At 30.5% G+C, this 19,975-nt stretch carries 19 protein-coding genes; 13 read left to right on the top strand and 6 right to left on the bottom strand.

What is annotated here, in order from left to right; genetic code table 11:
- Positions 1-273: 273 nt before the first annotated feature.
- Complete coding sequence (locus DUT90_RS01695) at positions 274-1,932, top strand: hypothetical protein (protein ID WP_114424986.1); 1,659 nt, start codon at positions 274-276, stop codon at positions 1,930-1,932.
- A gap of 6 nt (positions 1,933-1,938) precedes the next feature.
- Positions 1,939-3,279 carry a DUF5723 family protein gene (locus DUT90_RS01690; protein WP_147266192.1) on the top strand — a complete coding sequence of 447 codons (1,341 nt, stop codon included), beginning with the start codon at positions 1,939-1,941 and terminating at the stop codon, positions 3,277-3,279.
- A 47-nt stretch (positions 3,280-3,326) separates the two neighbouring features.
- Here the strand turns inward: DUT90_RS01690 and DUT90_RS01685 are convergent, their stop codons facing one another.
- The 5 genes from DUT90_RS01685 to DUT90_RS01665 form a co-directional block, all read right to left on the bottom strand.
- Positions 3,327-4,058, bottom strand: a complete 732-nt coding sequence (locus DUT90_RS01685; RefSeq protein ID WP_114424984.1) for a DUF4294 domain-containing protein — start codon at positions 4,056-4,058, stop codon at positions 3,327-3,329.
- A 92-nt stretch (positions 4,059-4,150) separates the two neighbouring features.
- Positions 4,151-6,148, bottom strand: coding sequence for an NAD-dependent DNA ligase LigA (ligA, locus tag DUT90_RS01680; RefSeq protein ID WP_114424983.1), 1,998 nt, complete (start codon positions 6,146-6,148; stop codon positions 4,151-4,153).
- Positions 6,149-6,156: 8 nt separating this feature from the next.
- On the bottom strand, positions 6,157-6,717 hold the full coding sequence (locus DUT90_RS01675) for a hypothetical protein (protein WP_114424982.1): 561 nt from the start codon (positions 6,715-6,717) through the stop codon (positions 6,157-6,159).
- A 448-nt stretch (positions 6,718-7,165) separates the two neighbouring features.
- Positions 7,166-8,608, bottom strand: a complete 1,443-nt coding sequence (locus DUT90_RS01670; RefSeq protein ID WP_114424981.1) for a glyceraldehyde-3-phosphate dehydrogenase — start codon at positions 8,606-8,608, stop codon at positions 7,166-7,168.
- Positions 8,609-8,738: 130 nt separating this feature from the next.
- Positions 8,739-10,127 carry a trypsin-like peptidase domain-containing protein gene (locus DUT90_RS01665; RefSeq protein WP_114424980.1) on the bottom strand — a complete coding sequence of 463 codons (1,389 nt, stop codon included), beginning with the start codon at positions 10,125-10,127 and terminating at the stop codon, positions 8,739-8,741.
- A gap of 131 nt (positions 10,128-10,258) precedes the next feature.
- Here DUT90_RS01665 and dapF point away from each other — a divergent pair, with 131 nt between their 5' ends.
- From dapF to DUT90_RS01625, 8 genes are all read left to right on the top strand, one after another.
- The gene (gene dapF, locus DUT90_RS01660; RefSeq protein WP_114424979.1) at positions 10,259-11,029 is read left to right on the top strand and encodes a diaminopimelate epimerase; all 771 of its coding nucleotides are present in this window, start codon (positions 10,259-10,261) and stop codon (positions 11,027-11,029) included.
- Between the two features lie 64 nt (positions 11,030-11,093).
- The gene (locus DUT90_RS01655) at positions 11,094-11,615 is read left to right on the top strand and encodes a GNAT family N-acetyltransferase (RefSeq protein ID WP_408962301.1); all 522 of its coding nucleotides are present in this window, start codon (positions 11,094-11,096) and stop codon (positions 11,613-11,615) included.
- 27 nt (positions 11,616-11,642) lie between these two features.
- Entirely contained in the window at positions 11,643-12,668 is a 1,026-nt protein-coding gene (gene mltG / locus DUT90_RS01650; RefSeq protein WP_114424977.1) for an endolytic transglycosylase MltG, read from the top strand.
- Between the two features lie 17 nt (positions 12,669-12,685).
- A complete protein-coding gene (locus DUT90_RS01645; protein ID WP_114424976.1) occupies positions 12,686-13,189 on the top strand; it encodes a TrmH family RNA methyltransferase in 504 nt (167 codons plus the stop codon).
- Positions 13,190-13,268: 79 nt separating this feature from the next.
- A complete protein-coding gene (hemH, locus tag DUT90_RS01640; protein WP_114424975.1) occupies positions 13,269-14,300 on the top strand; it encodes a ferrochelatase in 1,032 nt (343 codons plus the stop codon).
- A 23-nt stretch (positions 14,301-14,323) separates the two neighbouring features.
- Complete coding sequence (locus DUT90_RS01635) at positions 14,324-14,923, top strand: CopD family protein (RefSeq protein WP_114424974.1); 600 nt, start codon at positions 14,324-14,326, stop codon at positions 14,921-14,923.
- Between the two features lie 40 nt (positions 14,924-14,963).
- Entirely contained in the window at positions 14,964-16,214 is a 1,251-nt protein-coding gene (locus DUT90_RS01630; protein WP_114424973.1) for a TCR/Tet family MFS transporter, read from the top strand.
- A 34-nt stretch (positions 16,215-16,248) separates the two neighbouring features.
- Entirely contained in the window at positions 16,249-16,659 is a 411-nt protein-coding gene (locus DUT90_RS01625; RefSeq protein WP_114424972.1) for a hypothetical protein, read from the top strand.
- Here the strand turns inward: DUT90_RS01625 and recR are convergent.
- Positions 16,656-17,273, bottom strand: a complete 618-nt coding sequence (recR, locus tag DUT90_RS01620) for a recombination mediator RecR (RefSeq protein ID WP_114424971.1) — start codon at positions 17,271-17,273, stop codon at positions 16,656-16,658. The two genes, DUT90_RS01625 and recR, sit on opposite strands and share 4 nt — an antisense overlap.
- A 95-nt stretch (positions 17,274-17,368) precedes the next feature.
- Between recR and DUT90_RS01615 the strand changes: the two genes are divergently transcribed.
- The 3 genes from DUT90_RS01615 to DUT90_RS01605 are packed head-to-tail and all read left to right on the top strand — an operon-like array spanning position 17,369 to position 19,973.
- Entirely contained in the window at positions 17,369-18,802 is a 1,434-nt protein-coding gene (locus tag DUT90_RS01615) for a sodium:solute symporter (protein WP_114424970.1), read from the top strand.
- Positions 18,803-19,450 carry a pyridoxamine 5'-phosphate oxidase gene (gene pdxH, locus DUT90_RS01610; protein ID WP_114424969.1) on the top strand — a complete coding sequence of 216 codons (648 nt, stop codon included), beginning with the start codon at positions 18,803-18,805 and terminating at the stop codon, positions 19,448-19,450. It abuts the gene before it with no gap.
- 34 nt (positions 19,451-19,484) lie between these two features.
- Positions 19,485-19,973, top strand: a complete 489-nt coding sequence (locus tag DUT90_RS01605) for a histidine phosphatase family protein (protein ID WP_114424968.1) — start codon at positions 19,485-19,487, stop codon at positions 19,971-19,973.
- Positions 19,974-19,975 lie beyond the last annotated feature (2 nt).

Raw genomic sequence — 19,975 nt, 5'->3', positions numbered from 1 at the left:
TAAAAACATGTGCCGAAAGCCCCACCTTTTTTTTCTTAACACACTAAAAAACACCCTAACACTTAATTAATGCTAACACAAAATATTAATTAAACGTAAAAAAAGAAAACAACATTGTGAAAACACCTGATCAACGTTCTAATAGGACTTGAGTTAATTACGTTTTTTGTGAGAATATCTCATTTATTGTCTAAAGTATATTATTCAAAATTACAGATATTCTTATCTTGCAAGCAGAGAAACAAACTAACATATTCTTAAACTTAAACAATTATGAGGAAAATTACAAAATTATGTTTAACTCTTTTATTTGCTAGCCTCGTTGCTTCTTGCGATATTTCCTACCTAGATAGGGAAATTGAAGAAGTTGCTTGGGATGGTAATTTAAAAATACCTGCAGGATTTATTAATTACAACCTATCAGAAATTTTTGATGACTTGGGCTCTAGCGATCTTGAACCTACATCTACAGAAGAATTCAGTTTTATTTATACTGAAACATTTTCTGGAGAAAATAATGATGCTTTTAATGTAGATATTGACGACACTACAATTGAAAGTTCAGTTTCAAGTCCTATAACAGAACAAGAACTTGCAAATATTGGAGAAACTTTTCCTTATACCATAACGGCAGAAATATCTTCTGGTATACCTAATCCTTTAATTGGCACGTTTAGTAATAATAATCAAAAAGTACACGACTTAAATTTAACTCAAGAATTAACGGGTGTTGTCTTTGATGGTGGTGTTATGAATTTGGTTTTTGATTCCGCAGTTGAAGCAAGTATTGAAATTACTGTTACAATACCTTCTTTTACAAACAAAAGTGACGGGGCTATTTTTACTCAAACCGAAACAGTTACTAACGGAACACAAGAAACTATATCATTAAATTTAAAAGATTACAATGCAGACCTTACAAACGATGGTACTGGAACTGGTAAAACCAATAACAAAGTGGTAATTAACGTTGATGCTGCCTTTACCTTTGTTGAGGGAAATACTTTAAATGCTAACGATGCCATTTCATACGAGGCTATTATTTCTGATGTTTCTTATACACTTATTAACGGAGACTTTAAACAAGAGCCTTTTAATATATCTTCTAACACTATAGATTTAGGTGAGTTCTTTGATAATTTTAGTGAGGGTGATGTTTCATTTGAAAATGTTTCTATGGACATTAACGTTACAAGTGATTATGGTTTTCCAATAAGTATGGATTTATCTTCTATTACTGCAACTGGAACAAATACTTCTGTAAACCTAAATTATTCAGCGCCTGGACCATTACCAAATACAATTATAATAAACGGTGTAGAAAACTTTGGTGATGCTCCAAGAATAACCAATACCACCCTTGATGATACTAACTCTAACATTGCAGAATTGTTAGAATCTAAACCTAACTCTATTGCTTTTGATATTTCTGGAAAAGCCAACCCACTAAGTAATGGTGTTAATGAAAACTTTTTTGAAGCCAACAATAATGGATTTCAAGCAGAAGTGTCTATTGGTTTTGATAAAGTAAGCTTAGATAAAGAAATTGATTTTGATGGTGCAGATGATTTAGATGATTTTGAATCTATACGATTAGTTGCCACTGTTGAGAATAAAATACCTTTGACAGGTGATGTTCTTTTAGAGTTTAAAAATGATAACAATCAGGTTTTACACACAGAATCTCTTACTGCTTTTGAAGCAGCAAATGTAGACCAAGCAGGTTCTTCTGATGGAATTGCAGTTTCTTCTAATTTTGAAATTTTACTTGATCAAAATGAAATAAACAGCATAACTAATGCTAGTAAAATTAATATTAGAATTACACTTGAACTACCTACAGGGAGAAACTCTGTACTAATTAAAGGTAGCGATGAATTAGATGTAATTCTAGGAATTGAAGCTAAAGCAAACATAACACCAGAAAACTAGAAAGTAATGAAAAAATATATATACTCAACTATCCTAATGCTTTTTATTGCTATTGGTAATACTAAAGCACAAAATAATCTTTCTTTTTACAATTTAGGTGATTATGTTATACAGACTCAAGATGTTTCGCCAATATTTATACCTAAATATAAGGTTAGTTTTGGTACACCTTTAAACTTAGGCTTAGATCTTAACTCTACAGTAAAACTAAATGATCTTTTAGTTGAAAGTGGAAGTAATTTAAAATTTGATTTTGATAATCTTAATGCCGTTGCAGAAGATATTAATGTTTTATCTACAAATATCGTAGCAAATATTTTTACACTTGGTATAAAAACAAAGAAAGGATCTATTACCTTATTTGCAAACGCTAAAAGTAATTTAGCTTGGGAATTCTCTAAAGAGTTTACAGGAGTTGCCGCAAATGGTTTTGATGCTAGTTTTGCGTTATCTAGAGAAAAAATAGGTTTTACTTCTCATAGTGAAATAGGAATTGGAATTACAAGAACTTTTTTTAATGATAAACTTTCTGTTGGGGTTCGTCTAAAATCTTTAAGTGGTATTATGCATGCAGAACTAGAGGACAATGCACAACTTTCAGTAGACATAAATCCTGCTAACTTTTTATGGACGGTTTCTGCACAAAATGCAATTATCAATACTTCTGGAGTATCTGATACAGAGAACCTATCTTTCTTTGGAAGTAATAGTGGTTTTGGTATGGACTTAGGTTTTGATTACAAACTTAACAATAAGTTTTCTTTTGAATTATCTATTAACGACTTAGGATCTATAAATTGGGAAGAAAATATAACAAACTATAGACTACAAGATGTAAATGGAGTAGTTTATAATGGATTTGATTTTCAAAATTCTGGAAACGTACAGGATGAAATTGAAGATGCTCTAAACGATATTCTTGGTGCCGAAGAAACAACTGAGGCTTTTGATTCTAAAATTAGTTCTAGAACTTTCTTTTCTGCAAAATATAAAATGTCTGAAAAAAATGTTTTAAGGGCTACTTATTTTAGTGAGAATAATCCTTACGTAGACACAAAACCTAGCTTTGGTTTAGGGTACAATAGAGAATTAAACAAAGCTACTTACGGTGTAGTTGCTGGCACAGGAGGTAATAATGGTGGTTTTAGATTTGGTGCTAACCTAGCAGTACAATTATCTTTCTTACAATTGTATGCTGCTATAGAAGATGTTTCTAGTATAGGAGGAAAAGTTGAAGAATCTAATGCTGCTAACTTTAGATTTGGATTAAATTTCTTGTTTGGTTACAAAGGGAAATCTAAAGAGCCTGAAATAGAAGAAAAAGAACTTCTTGAAGACAAAAAATAAAAAAAAACAGATAGTCTTTACATGAAATAATATGAAGAAGAGGATATTTATTTTCCTCTTCTTTTTTTCTTTTTTCTAATTTTTGCAAACATAGCTTTGTAAACCTCTACATCTATTTCTGCTTTTTTCTGAGTTATTATCTTAGTAAAGTCAAAATTTAATTTAGACTCTTGGTAATCTAACTGATCATCTCTAAAAGCACGTTGTAAAATATCTTCGATTAAAAAATCTTCATTTTCAAATTCAGGATGGTATTCTGTTTTTAATGATAATTTAAATGCATTTGCTGTTGTATTGTACAAAAAAGCTTTCCATCCACTTCTATACTCTTTAATATTTGAAAAGGCAGTGTTACCCGTTTGACGATGTATTAACTTAATTAAAATACGCCCCTCAGTTCTGGTCATCTTTTTAATTTGATCTGTAAACTCTCCTTCTATATAATTTTGAATTTGTTTGGTATATTTCTTTCGCTTTCTTTTAGATTTTATTTTTGATAATCTTGTATTTAAAGTATCCAACCTTGTCGCTGCAACTTGAGCATACGGATAAGCTTTAAACACTTTTCTTTTAAACCATAAATAATATCTAATATCATTTCTAGATTTAAATTTAGGTTTTGGCAGTAACGAAAACTCAGTTAATTGCACCGTTAATGTATCTCCTGGCTTAACAAAAACGTACTCATCTATACTTTCTGGTAGAGAATCGTTTTCTTTGACTTGAGCAGAAACAAGAAATGAATTGAATACTATATATATGTATAAAAGTTTTTTCACTTTACGTATTTGTACTTGCTAAAATATGTGATAACAAATCTTGATTACCTGAACTCTACTTTTATTACTTAGCAAAAAGGCTGCCAAAACGGTTATCTTACTTTATCTATAAAATCTTGCTCTGAAATAATGGCTATTGCTAAAGCTTCTGCTTTTTGCAATTTTGATGGTCCCATATTATCTCCAGCAATGATAAAATTAGTCTTTTTTGATATGGATGAACTAACTTTTCCTCCATTATCTTCTATAGTTTTTTTGAGTTCGTTTCTACTCATTTGATGAAAAACACCTGAAACTACAAATACTTGTCCTTCCAATTTATTGGTTTGGTTGGCTAAACTTTCTTTAGAAATTTCTAGTTGTAATCCATAAGATTTTAAACGATTAATGAGTTGAATGTTTCCTAAATCTGAAGAAAAATCGATAATACTTTGTGCTATTCTGTCTCCTATTTCATCTACAGCAACAAGAGTTTCAAAATCTGCAGTCATTAAATTATCTATAGATTTAAAATGTTTTACTAATTTTTTAGCTACTGTTTCTCCCACAAAACGAATACCAAGCGCAAATAATACTTTTTCGAAAGGTATTTCTTTAGATTTTTGAATACCTGTAATCATATTTTGAGCAGATTTTTCGGCCATTCTTTCTAAAGGAACAACTTGTTCAACTTCTAAATCATATAAATCTGCATAATTCTGAATGAGTCCTTCTTTGCGTAATAAATCTACTGTTTCTCCTCCTAAACCATCTATATCCATTGCTTTTCTGCTGATAAAATGCTGAATTTTTCCTGTTATTTGAGGTGCACATCCAAATTCATTTGGGCAATAATGCTTTGCATCTCCTTCAGTTCTAATTAATTCTGTATTGCATTCTGGACAGTGTGTTGCATATACAGTAGGAGTCGAATTCTCAGGGCGCTTTGTAAAATCTACAGCTATTATTTTAGGAATAATTTCTCCTCCTTTTTCTACAAAAACAGTATCTCCTTCTCTAATATCTAACTTTTCTATTTGATCTGCATTATGTAAAGAAGCTCTTTTTACAGTAGTTCCTGCAAGTTGCACTGGTGCTAGATTGGCTACGGGTGTTATGGCTCCTGTTCTACCAACTTGATACGTAATTTTGTTTAAGAGTGTAGAAACTTGTTCTGCTTTAAACTTATATGCTATTGCCCATCTTGGTGCTTTAGAAGTATACCCTAGTTCTTCTTGTTGCTGTAAATTGTTTACCTTTATAACAACTCCGTCAGTTTCATAGGGTAAATCATGACGTTTTAGATCCCAGTAGTGTATAAATTCTAAAACTTGATCAATAGATTTTGCAAGAGTTATTGTCTTAGGTACTTTAAAACTTACTTTTCTTGCGTTTTCTAAACTCTCAAAATGAGTTTTGTACTTACGTTCTGAACTTACTACTTGATACAACAAACAATCTAAAGGACGTTTGGCAACTTCTGTACTATCTTGTAATTTTAAACTTCCGCTTGCTGTGTTTCTTGGATTTCTATAAGCTTCTTCTCCGTTTTCCAAACGTTGTTGATTCATTTTTGTAAAACCATCTAGAGGCAGAATTATTTCTCCTCTCATCTCAAAATCGATAAGAAAATCTTGTTTTAAAGTTAATGGAATCGATTTTATTGTTCTAATATTAGCTGTAACCTCATCTCCTTGAAAGCCATCTCCTCTAGTTACTGCTTTTATAAATTGCCCATTTTCATAGGTCAAATTTATAGATGCTCCATCATATTTCAACTCGCATGTGTATTCTAACGCTGTTGTACCTAATATTTTTTGTATTCTTTTTTCCCAATCTAGTAAATCTTCTTTAGAATAAGAATTGTCTAAAGAGTACATTCTATTTTTATGTGTAACAGTTTCAAAATTTTTGGTAACTGTACCTCCTACTCTTTGAGTTGGAGAATTCGCATCAAAAAACTCAGGATTTTCTTGCTCTAACTTTTCTAATTCTTTAAGTTTTATATCAAAATCATAATCTGAAATTGATGCATTATCCAAAACGTAATAGTTGTAATTATGTTGATTTAATTCATCACGAAGGGATTGTATTTTTTGTTGATTTGTCATAAAAATTATTATTCACTTTTTGTACCCCTCAACACACTAACTCCTTTAGGAAATGGATTTCCAGAAGAACGCCTAAAAGAAACTACTTGCCCTACATGCCAAATAGCATCTGCAATAGGACCGTTTATCACATTCCAAAATGGTAACTCATTGTTTCCAAATTTAATCTTGTATTGAGACACATCTTTACTCTCTTTTACAATTGTACTTGCTTGTGCTAAATTTTCTAGCGTTCTTTTTCGTTTTTGGGCAAAGGACATCTTAAATTGAGTAGCACTATTTTCTTCTTGAGATATTGCATTTAAAATTACTTGAGATAATCCTAAAATATGATCTAAGGTTTCTTCTGTTGTTCTTGCTTCATCATTGGGTTTAAAATCTAAATCTTTTTCTGTTAACCCTTCTGTTGCCCAATAATACCTAAACCCTAAGGCGTCTATCATTCTACTAGCAATAGAGCCTGCTGTATATTGCTTTGATGCTTCAGGTATCTGATAATAGGGTAATTTTTCTTGAGCTTTCATGGTAAAATTAACTGTAAAAAAGAGTATAAAAACGATGTTTTTCATCACTATAAATTTTTATAAAAATAGTAAAACATTTAGAGTTCTGCTTACAATTTATTTTCATTTTTTTTAGAAATAGTTACACATAGATAACTTTAATCTGCAACTGTTGTACTTTACGATTTGAGATAATTTTAAAATTTCAATTTAGGTGATTTTTTGATAAAAACGTACCAAGAACTACTTTAAAACCTAAAATTATTATACACAATATAAATATATTTTATTTTTAGTGCAAAATACGCCCAGATTGTCAACTTTTATTAGTGAATACAAACCCTCAAATATTATATTTACCTGAATTTAAATTGATTATATGTATATTTTATATTAAGAGGCAATTTTTTATAGATAATTATGTCACAAACTAAAAATTTATCTAAAACTAAAAACCCAAAACATAAAAATATTTTGGGTTTATTTGCTTAGAAGTAAGCTGGGGAAATAAAAATTAATAATAGGTGTATCTTCTAACTTTTGCAACATGTTTTGCTAAACGCATTACTTGATGCGAGTAGCCGTACTCATTATCGTACCAAACATATATTACAACCGTTTCTTCATCTGTAATTGTAGCATTACTATCAAAAATTGCTGGTGCCGTAGTTCCAATGATGTCTGAAGACACCAATTCATTATTTAAAGAATACTTAATTTGTTCTACCAAATCACCTTCTAAGGCATATTTTTTCACAATAGCATTTACTCTATCTTTTGTGACCTGAGTTCTTAACTGTAAACTTAAAATTGCCAAAGATCCGTTAGGTACCGGAACTCTAATAGCGTTAGAAGTTAGTTTGTCTTTTAAAGCGGGAATTACTTTTGAGACAGCTTCGCCTGCTCCTGTTTCTGTAATAACCATATTTAATGCAGCAGCCCTACCTCTTCTATATTTATTGTGCATATTGTCTACCAAATTTTGATCATTCGTATAAGCATGAATAGTTTCTATATGTCCTTTATGTATGCCAAAGTTATCATCTAAAACCTTCAAAATAGGTGTAATTGCATTTGTTGTACAAGAAGCGGCAGAAAAAATATCTACATTCTCTGGATTGTATTTTTGATGATTTACGCCGTGTACAATATTAGGAATTCCTTTTCCAGGTGCTGTGAGCAAAACTTTATCTGCTCCGTTTGCTCTTAAATGTCTATTTAATGCTTCATCATCTCTAAACGCTCCTGTGTTATCTATAATTAACGCATTATAAATACCATAGCACGTATAATCTATATCTTCTGGATTATTAGCAGAAATGACATGAACCGTTGTTCCATTTATAATTAAAGCATTATTTTCTGTATCTACTTTTACTGTTCCTAAAAAATCTCCATGAACAGAATCTATACTTAACAAAGAAGCTCTTTTTTCTAAAACATTTTTATCAATTTCTCCTCTAATTACAATAGCTCTTAAGCGTAATTGAGAACCTTTACCCATCTTAGAACTCAATTCTCTGGCTAATAATCGTCCAATTCTACCAAAACCATATAGAACAACATCTTTAGGTTCTATGGTTCCGTACTCTTGAGCTGCTCTTAATTTATATTTTAAATAAGCTACTTTGTCTGCTGATTTTTTTGGACTCAAATAACATTCATAAGCCAACTTACCAACATCTAATTTTGATGAAGGCAACTCTATTTCTTTTATAGCCTTAGCTACTTCTAGAATATCTTGTATTGTTATTGTTTTACTTACAAATTCTTGTGAATAATTGATTAAATTTAAAACTTCATTGGCATGTTTATTAACCAACGTGTTTCTAAATAATATTAACTCTATAGATTTATCATACCATAAATCATTTACTATTGTTGTAAACTCTACAGTAGCCCTTCTTACTTGTGCTTGATTTAGAACCTCTTGTTCATAATTAATTGCTGTTAACATATTTTTAATTAATTGTTATATTACAAAAGTATTTCTTTATTTAAGAATTACGAAATCGATTTCGTAAAATTTTCGTAAATAAAAAAATCCTGATTAAAAAATCAGGATTTTATAAAGTGATCATTAAATTTTATCTGAATGCATAGCGTTCTTTTTCTCCATCAAGATTAATTACTTCTATATAGATAGGGTTTCCATTGCCGTAAGAAGCATCTATAGTTTTTGCCGCATCAGAAGCACTTTTTATAGCTTGTTTATTAACAGCTGTAATAATAAAACCTTGTTTTACACCATAATACTCTAAATTTTTATTGCTATTCATAACAATTTTGGCTCCACCTTCTATATCATGCTTTTTCAATTCTTTTTTTGATAAATCTTTTAACATAATTCCTAATTTAATTGAAGCAAAAGTATCTTTTTTACCAAGTGTTACAGTCTTTGTTATAAAATCTCCATCTCTTTCAACAGTAATATTTACAGACTCTCCTGGTCTTTTTGCTGTTAATTGACCTCTTAATTCAGAAAACTTAGAAATCTTAACATCATTTACTTTTTTGATGATATCTCCTTCTTTTAAGCCTGCCTTTTTTGCACCACTATCATCTGGTAACGCACTAATTTTCACACCATCTATATTGTTGTTAGAGGCATCTATACTTATTCCTAAAATAGCTTCTTGCACAGCACCAAACTCTAACAAATCATCCACAATCTTTTTAGCAATATTAGATGGTACTGCAAAAGAATACCCAATAAAAGAGCCTGTTCTAGAAGAAATAGCTGTATTGATACCTACCAATTCTCCACGTGTATTTACTAAAGCACCACCACTATTTCCAGGGTTAACAGCAGCATCAGTTTGTATGAAAGAATCAATAGCACTGTTTCCTTCTAAATCTCTTCCTTTTGCACTAACAATTCCTGCAGTTACTGTAGATGTCAAATTATAAGGGTTACCAACTGCCAAAACCCACTCTCCTATTTTTATATTGTCTGAATTTGCAAAAGGAGTATAAGGTAAGTCTACATCTGCTTCTATTTTGAGTAAAGCAATATCATTTTCTTTATCAGAACCTATTAATTCTGCTGGATATTTTTGCTTGTTATTTAATGTTATTTCTATGTTTGTTGCACCATCAATAACATGATTATTGGTTACAATATAGCCATCTTGAGAAATAATGACACCACTTCCTGTACCTACTTGTTCATATTTGCGTTCTCCATTTCCGCTTCCAAAGAATAATTCAAAAGGGTTTACCTGTGTTCTTACAGCTGTATTTTTAACGTGTACTACAGAATTTACTGTTCTTTCTGCTGCCACCGTAAAATCAATTGAATTTACTGCAGTAGTTTCATTATTAAATGTGGGATTAAAACTTGTTTGAAACGTTTTTGCTGTTTCTGGCACTGTTCTTTCCACTATTACCTGATCGTTAAATAGCATTTTATAGCCTCCTAAAGTTAAGGCTCCTCCTAAAATTGCCATCCCTAAAAAACCAAAAAATTTCTTCATAATTTTAAATTTTTAATATTACCAAATATATAATTTTAACATTTTAAAAAAATATGTTTAACTTGTTTTAACGGATTTTAACCGAGTATTAACAAGCCTTTTGTGAGATCAAAAATCGTTACCTTTGTTTCATGAATTTAGTTTTTTACAAATACCAAGGAACTGGAAACGATTTTGTGATGATAGACAACAGAACAAAAACCTTTCCAAAACAGAATACTGACATAATTTCACATTTGTGTGACAGACATTTTGGTGTTGGTGCAGATGGCGTAATACTTATAGAAAATCATCACGAATATGATTTTGAAATGATTTATTTTAATGCCGACGGCAGTCAAACATTCTGCGGAAATGGCGGACGTTGTGCTGTTGCTTTTGCAAAAAAATTGGATATTATAGTTGATAAAACTGACTTTTTAGCTGTTGATGGTTCTCATTATGCAGAAATTAACAAGGGTATTGTTAGTCTAAAAATGATTGATGTTGAAGAAATTACCATGAAAAAAGATGCAGTTTTTGCTTATACTGGAACACAACATCATGTAGAATTGGTTGACAATTTAGATACCTTTCCTGTATTTGAAACTGGAAAACAAATTAGGTACTCTTATGACGATCCAGGTAGTAATGTCAATTTTGTGCAACAAATAGATGAAGAAACGTTTAGAGTACGTACTTATGAAAAAGGTGTTGAAAACGAAACGTTAGCTTGCGGTACAGGTGTTACCGCTGTTGCCATTGCAATGCATAAAACACTAAAAACCAAAAGCAATTCTATATCTTTACCAGTAGAAGGTGGTCATTTAGCCGTTTCTTTTACTGAAAATGATGGAAAATATACAAATGTCTTTTTAAAAGGACCTGCAAAATTTGTTTTTGAAGGACGAATTGAAATTTAACCGTAAGGTTACAGCACTTTGTATCTTTTGTAAAAAGATACTTAAGATTGTTTAAAAATAATTGATGAAATTAAGCGGAGAAAAAATTAGTTTGCGTGCACTTGAACCCGAAGATTTAGGTTTTTTATATGATATAGAAAATAACGAATCGTTTTGGGAAGTTAGTCATACACAAACTCCTTTTTCTAAATTCATTTTAAAGCAATATATAGAGCATTCTCATCTAGATATTTATGAAGCCAAACAATTGCGCTTGATGATTGAGAAAAAAGATACTTCAGAAAAAATTGGAATGATAGATCTTTTTGATTATAATCCACAACATTTAAGAGCAGGAATAGGAATTCTAATTCACCCCAATTTTCAACAAAAAGGTTTTGCTTCAGAAGTTCTATCTGTTTTGATTAATTACTGTTTTTATCAATTAAATTTACATCAATTGTATGCTAATATTACCACAGATAACCTTAGTAGTATTTCTCTTTTTACAAAACACAACTTTCAAAAAATAGGCATTAAAAAAGATTGGATTTTATCTAAAGGTAAATTTAAAGATGAAATTTTATATCAATTGATAAAACCTTAATTTTGTTATTCTTTAAAACTGATTTCATTGGGTAAAAAAACAATTTACATTTTAGGCTTTTTTATTATTCTTGCAACTATTCTTGGTTACAATTATTATCAAAAAATTTTTGGTTCGGCCATTACAGAAACAACTATTTTATATGTTACTACTTCAGATAGTTTGGTTGATGTACAAAATAAAATCACTCCTTTTTCAAATAAACCCAATACATTTCTTTGGGTTGCTGCCAAAAAAAATGTCTCTAAACCAAAAGCAGGCAGATATGTTTTAAAAAAAGGAATGTCTAACAATGACTTAATTAATATGCTTAGAAGTGGTTGGCAAACTCCTTTAAAACTATCATTTAATAATCAAGATACGTTAGAAAAATTTGCGGGCAGAATTGCGCAACAACTTGCTGTAGATTCTATTTCTTTAATGACTGCATTTACTGATCAAGAATTTTTATCTAAAAATAAACTTACCGAAAAATCTGTACTGCAAATTTTTATTCCGAATACATATGAATTATACTGGACTGTTTCTGCTGAAAAATTTAGAGCTAAAATGCTATCAGAATATCATCGATTTTGGAATGCAGATAGACTTCAAAAAGCTAAAAATTTAAATATGACTAAAGATGAAGTTATTACGCTAGCATCTATAGTACACAAAGAAACAACAAAAAAAACAGAAAGACCAATTGTTGCGGGTTTGTATTTAAACCGTTTAAAAAAAGGGATTCCCCTGCAAGCAGATCCTACAGTAATTTATTGCGTAAAACAAGTAAAAGGTCAAGATTACGAGGTAAAAAGAGTTTTACTCATAGATTTAGAAATCAACTCTCCTTACAACACCTATAAAAAAAGAGGCTTACCCCCTACACTAATAGCTATGCCAGATATTTCTGCTATAGATGCTGTTTTAAACCCTGCAAAACATAACTATTATTATATGTGTGCAGACGCAGATAAGATTGGTTATCATAAGTTTGCAAAAACGTTAACGCAGCATAATAAAAATGCAACCCAGTACCAACGTTGGTTAAATAAAAATAGCATTAAACGATAGTTAAGTCACTATACATTTTGAAACAACTTACTCACTACGATATTAAAAATCAACAAAAACAATTTCCTATTACAATTGTTTGTGATGCGATAAGGACACCAGAAAATATTGGCATGTGTTTTAGAATTTCTGAGAGTTTTGGTGTAGAAAAAATTTATTTTCATAAAAACTCTCCTTCTTTAGAAAATAGAAAAGTTGTAAAAACCGCTAGAAATACAATTGCCCAAATAACTCATGATTTTTATAGCAATTTTGAACAATTGATAAAGCAATTAAAAGCTGAAGGAAATACTATTATTGGTATAGAAATTACTGATAAAAGCATCGAAATTCAAGATTTTAATTTCAAAAATCATGAAAAAATCGTCTTACTTTTGGGTAGTGAAAGAGATGGAATAGAAAACATAGAACTATTAGACAATACTATTGCGATACCCATGTATGGTAGAAATTCATCTATGAATGTGATTCATAGTTTAGCTATAACGCTTTACGAAGCTACAAACCAACTTAGAAGATAAAAATAGTATTAAAAACATCAGTAATAACATAAATAACAACTGTAAAAAACCTTCTTTATAGAAGCTAAGAATTGACAACATGAAAGGAGTTTTATTGATAAATTTAGGATCACCAGATAGTACCGCTACAAAAGACGTAAAAAATTATTTAGGTGAATTTTTAATGGATGAACGTGTAATTGACGTCCCATATTTACTTAGGTCTTTTTTAGTAAAAGGAATTATATTAAACACAAGACCAAAAAAATCTGCAAAAGCGTATCAAAAAATTTGGTGGGATGAAGGTTCTCCATTGATTGTACTTTCAGAAAAATTACAAGAAAAAATTCAACAAAAAACAGATATTCCTATTGCTCTGGCAATGCGTTATGGTAATCCTTCTATAAAAGACGGTTTAGAAGAACTTAAAGGCAAAGGTGTAACAGAAGTATTGCTAGCTCCTCTTTATCCTCAGTACGCAATGGCTACTACTGAAACTATTTTAGTATTGGCAGAAGAACTTAGAAAAGAGTTTTTTCCTGAAATGAAATACACTTACATTCCTTCATTTTATAATAAAAAAGAATACATCAAAGTTTTAGGAGATAGTATTCAGCGTTATTTATCAGATAAAAAATGGGATAAAATTATGTTTTCTTATCATGGTGTTCCAGAACGTCATATAAGAAAATCAGACATTACAAAAAGCCACTGTAATCCTTCAGATCAAACTTTTCAATGTTGTCAAAACACTTCTCCAGCACATCAATTTTGCTACAAACACCAGTGTTATGAAACAACAAGGCAAGTAGTAGAATATTTAAATTTAAAACCAGAACAATATTTTACTACATTTCAATCTAGACTTGGTAGCGACCCATGGTTGCAACCCTATACAGATAAAACTATAGAAAAATTTGCAGTAGAAGGTGTTGAAAATTTAGCTGTAGTAACTCCGGCTTTTGTTTCTGATTGTTTAGAAACATTAGAAGAAATAGGTATGGAAGGAAAAGAAGAGTTTATAGAAGCTGGGGGTAAATCTTTTTATGCAGTGCCTTGTATAAATGACAATGATGATTGGGTAGACGTTATGACTACTTGGATTAAAAATTGGCAAAATCACATAATTTAATATTGTTTTTGTAACTTTAAGCTATGGATTTTTTATACGTAAAAGCACTACACATTATTTTTGTTGTTACTTGGTTTGCAGGTTTATTTTATATTGTTCGTTTGTTTATTTATCACATAGAGGCAGAAAAAAAACCTCAACCAGATAAAAAAATATTACAAACGCAGTTTAAATTAATGAGTAAACGATTGTGGTATATCATTACATGGCCTTCTGCTATATTGGCTAGTTTTTTTGCTTTTTGGATGCTTTATAAAAACCCCTATTACCTCTCTGAACCTTGGATGCATGTTAAACTAGCATTTGTTTTGGCACTCTATTTTTATCACTACTCTTGTCAAAGAATTTACAAACAATTGCAAAATGATATTATTAAATATTCTCCTTTACAACTAAGAATTTGGAATGAAATTTCTACTATTATTTTATTTGCAGCCGTATTTTTAGTAACGCTAAAAAGTGCTATCAATTGGATTTGGGGAGTTGTAGGCATCATTCTTTTTGGTATTTTATTAATGTTAGGAATTCGTTTATACAAAAAGATTAGAGAAAAAAAGTCTTGGGAAAAAGCTGAAAAAGAAGTTCTAGAAAATTCTGACAAATCTATTACAGAAAACCAATAATTGCATAATTATTCTTTTCTTTGGCTTTGCAAACTAACCTATGAAAAAAAATAGAAAGCAAGCTGCTTTAGGATTCATCTTTATCACAATGCTTATTGATGTGATTGGATGGGGAATTATTATTCCTGTAATTCCAGGATTAATTGAAGAACTAATTCAAGGTGATATAAGTGAAGCGGCTAAAGTTGGTGGTTGGTTAACATTTGCTTACGCTATTACTCAATTTATTTTCGCACCTCTTATAGGGAATCTAAGTGACCAATTTGGACGAAGACCTGTAATTTTAATCTCTCTATTAGGTTTTACTTTAGATTACATTTTACTAGCATTAGCACCAACCATTACTTGGTTGTTTATTGGAAGAGTAATTGCAGGAATCACAGGTGCAAGCATAACTACTGCATCTGCCTATATTGCAGACATTAGCACCCCTGAAAACAGAGCTAAAAACTTTGGAATGATAGGTGCCGCATTTGGTTTAGGTTTTATCATTGGTCCTGTTATTGGAGGTTTATTAGGACAATACGGAGCTAGAGTTCCGTTTTATGCAACTGCAATTTTATGTTTTGTAAATTTCTTGTACGGTTATTTTATCCTTCCTGAATCCTTATCCGAAGAAAAAAGAAGGAGTTTTGATATTAAAAGAGCAAACCCTGTTGGTAGTTTTTTGAGTTTAAAAAAATATCCCAAGCTTCTTGGTTTGGTTTTGTCTATGTTTATCTTATATGTGGCCTCTCATGCAATACAAAGCAATTGGAGCTACTTTTCTATGTACAAATTTAATTGGGACGAAAGAATGGTGGGTCTTTCACTAGGAATGATTGGCCTTTGCGTTGCCATAGTTCAGGGTGTCCTAATACGATGGATAAATCCAAAGCTTGGAAACGAAAAAAGTATTTACGTAGGCTTCTTTTTATACAGTTTAGGAATGCTTTTATTTGCTTTTGCTACAGACAGTTGGATGATGTTTGTCTTTTTAATTCCCTATTGTTTAGGGGGTATAGCTGGTCCTGCTTTACAAGCTGTCATATCAATTCAAGTACCAGAAACAGAACAAGGAGAAATTCAAGGAACGCTTACCAGTTTAATGAGTGCTTCTGCTATTGTTGGCCCTCCTTTAATGACAGGTATGTTCTACTATTTTACAAAAGATGATACCCCTTTTAAATTTGCAGGCGCTCCTTTTTTATTGGCAGCAATTTTAATGGTAATTAGTGCTTTTATGGCTTTTTACTCTTTAAAAAAGCATAAAGTTAAAATGAGTAAAACTATAGTTATAGAGAAGGATTAGATTCTATTTATTCCTCATTATATTTTAAATATTTATGAAAAAGTTTATCTTATTATTAATTATAATTTCGGGTTTAATTTCATGTAATTCTGAAAATGATATCGATTTAGATCCAATTGTTGGCTCTTGGAAGATAAAATCGATTTTATATGGTAATAAAGAAATTTATTTAACTGACGAATGTAACATCAAAAGTTCAATAACATTTTTAAATGACAATTCTATTTTTGAAAGTAATTTCCATAAAGACATAAAAGGAGAATGTGTTAATTTTGAAAAAAAGTATAACTGGATAAATTTAGGAAAGTCTATTTATCAATTTGGAAATGAAGAATTTAAAATCGAATTTTCAAACAATAATCAAACTCACAAAATAACTACTGAAATTATCGATATTATAACTAATGAGGAAGTAACGACGATTATTACTTACTCTAAAATCTAACCCCTTATACTCTGCTCAAAAGGAATTCTATTAACAATAGATCTTCCTAAGGTAACTTCATCTGCATATTCCAACTCATCGCCTACAGAAATTCCTCTAGCAATGGTAGATGTCATAATTCTAAATTTTTCAATTTGTTTATAAATATAAAAATTGGTTGTATCGCCTTCCATGGTAGAACTTAAAGCAAAAATAAGTTCTTTTATCTCTCCGTTTTCTACCTTTTGAATCAAAGGTTCTATTTTTAAATCTTGAGGACCAATACCTTCTATGGGAGATATTTTTCCTCCTAAAACATGGTATAACCCATTAAACTGAGAAGTACTTTCTATTGCCATAACATCTCTAATATCTTCCACAACACAAACAACTTCTGGTTTCCTTTTGGGGTTTTTACAAATATCACACAAAACAGTGTCTGAAATATTATGACACTTTTCGCAAGTTTTTACGTCATTTCGTAAATGTAACAATGCCTGTGATAAATATTGAGTATGTTCTGAAGGTTGTTTTAACAAATGTAACACCAAACGTAGCGCAGTTCGTTTTCCTATTCCGGGTAAACGAGACACCTCATTAACTGCATTTTCTAAAAGTTTTGATGAAAAATCCATAGACCACAAAATTACGAATTATGAATTGTCAAATCCTAAAAAGATGCTAGAAAAACATATATTCGTAATTCACAATTAAACATTTGTAATTTACAATGCAACCACTTCATATTATCCTATTAATTGTTACATACTTTTCTGTATTAATTTTCATTTCTTACCTCACAGGAAAATCTGCAAATAACACTACTTTTTTTAAGGCCAATAATTCATCTCCTTGGTATTTAGTAGCTTTTGGAATGATTGGAGCTTCTTTATCTGGCGTTACATTTATTTCTGTTCCTGGTTGGGTAGAAGCACAAAGCATGAGCTATTTTCAGATGGTTTTAGGCTATGTAGTAGGCTATGCTATTATTGGTTTACTTTTACTACCGCTTTATTATCGTTTGCACTTAACATCAATTTATACCTATTTAGAAGAGAGGTTTGGATACTATTCTTATAAAACTGGAGCTAGTTTTTTCTTACTTTCTAGAACTATTGGAGCCGCTTTTAGATTGTTTTTAGTTGCTAATGTTTTGCAAGTCATTTTATTTGATAACTATGGTATTCCGTTTTGGGTAACTGTTTCTATAACAATTTTACTGATTTGGTTGTATACCTTTAAAGGCGGCATAAAAACTATAGTTTGGACAGATACTTTGCAAACTTTATTTATGTTAATAGCCGTTGGTGTTTGTATTTATACGATTTCTAATGAAATGAATATTGAAAATTTAGTAACCTATATTTCTAATAATAAACACGCTAAAATTTTCTTTTTTGAAGATATTAGTGCTGGAAATTACTTTTGGAAACAATTTTTATCAGGAGCTTTTATAGCAGTTGTAATGACAGGATTAGACCAAGACATGATGCAAAAAAATCTTACTTGTAGGAACTTAAAAGATGCTCAAAAAAATATGTTTTGGTTTACTATAGTACTAGTAATAGTAAACTTTTTCTTTTTAGCCTTGGGCGTTTTACTTACAGATTATGCTTTAAAAAATGGATTAGAGGCTCAAAAAGATCAACTTTTTCCTATTATAGCTACGCAGGGTAATTTGGGTATAGCTACAGCACTGTTTTTCTTATTAGGATTAATTGCTGCAGCATACTCTAGTGCAGACTCTGCATTAACCTCTTTAACCACATCTTTTAGTATAGATATCTTAGAAATTGATAAAAAGAAAGATAAAAATGTGCAAGAAAAAACTAGAAAACGTATTCATGTTGGCTTTTCTATTCTTTTAATCCTTATTATCTTAATTTTTAAATATTTTATTGCTAATGAAAGTGTAATTGCTAATATTTTTAAAGCTGCAGGATATACCTATGGGCCTTTGTTAGGTTTGTATGCTTTTGGTTTATTTACAAAGTATAACGTAAAAGATAAAATGGTACCCATCATTTGCTTACTTGCACCAATATTAACTTTTGTAATCAGTTATTATAGTTTGAACTCGTTTGGTTTTGATTTTGGCTTTTTCGTCTTAATTTTAAATGGATTTTTAACCTTTATTGGATTATCTTTGTATAAAAAAAAGTAAATGGCTAAAGACCTCTCTAATTATCGTAAATCATACGAAAAACAAGAACTTTTAGAAAGTAATTGTCCAGGAAATCCTATGGAATTGTTCCAAACATGGTTTAGAAATGCAGACGATTCTGATACTGTAGAAGAAACTAATGCAATGACTATCTCTACAATAGGTATAGACGGTTTTCCTAAAAGCAGAGTCGTTTTATTAAAGAAATTTACTTGGGAAGGATTTATTTTTTATACCAACTATACTTCAGAAAAAGGAAAAGCTATAGAAAATAACAACAACATCTGCCTGTCTTTTTTTTGGCCTGCATTAGAACAACAAATCATTATTAAAGGTAAAGCTGAGAAATTAGCAGAAAATCTTTCTGATGGTTATTTTGATTCTAGACCTGATGGAAGTAAACTAGGTGCTTGGGCATCTAACCAAAGTACAGTAGTTTCTTCTCGTGAGGAGCTAGATAAAAATCTAAAAATGTTTGAGCGAAGCTTTGATGGTAAAGAAATACAAAGACCTCCGCACTGGGGTGGTTATTTGGTAAAACCTAAATCTATAGAGTTTTGGCAAGGGAGACCCAATAGAATGCATGATAGAATTCGGTATCGTTTACAAGAAGATTTTTCTTGGAAATTAGAACGATTAGCTCCATAAATTTCTATATTTACATTTTAACAATCAACCCTAAATGAAAACCTTATATATAGTTAGGCATGCAAAATCGTCTTGGGAATATTCTGGTATTGAGGATATTGACAGACCTCTAAAAAAAAGAGGAATAAAAGACGCACACTTAATGTCTAAATTTTTAAACAAAAAAATTAAAAGACCAGATGTTTTTATCTCAAGTAGTGCCAATAGAGCTTTACATACTGGAGTAATTTTCTGTGAAAATTTAGGATATCCACTAGCCAATTTGCAAATAAATAGACAGTTGTATAGTTTTAGTGATGGCTATTTGGTAAAGACGGTTTGTGCCTTAGATGATGCATTCAACTCTGCCATCATTTTTAGCCACGACCACGGTATTAACACTTTTGTTAATAAATTTGGAAACAAACCAATTCCGCATGTTACTACTTGTGGTATTGTTGGAATTCAATTTGAAGAAAAACACTGGAAAAACATCAAAAAAGGAAAAACCTTTATGGTAGAGTTTCCAAAGAATCATAAATAATT

Source organism: Polaribacter sp. WD7 (assembly GCF_003335085.1).
In the GTDB taxonomy this organism is placed as follows: Bacteria; Bacteroidota; Bacteroidia; order Flavobacteriales; family Flavobacteriaceae; genus Polaribacter.
The sequence above is the reverse complement of the archived record's forward strand: the minus strand, read 5'-3'. Positions and strand labels throughout refer to the sequence as shown.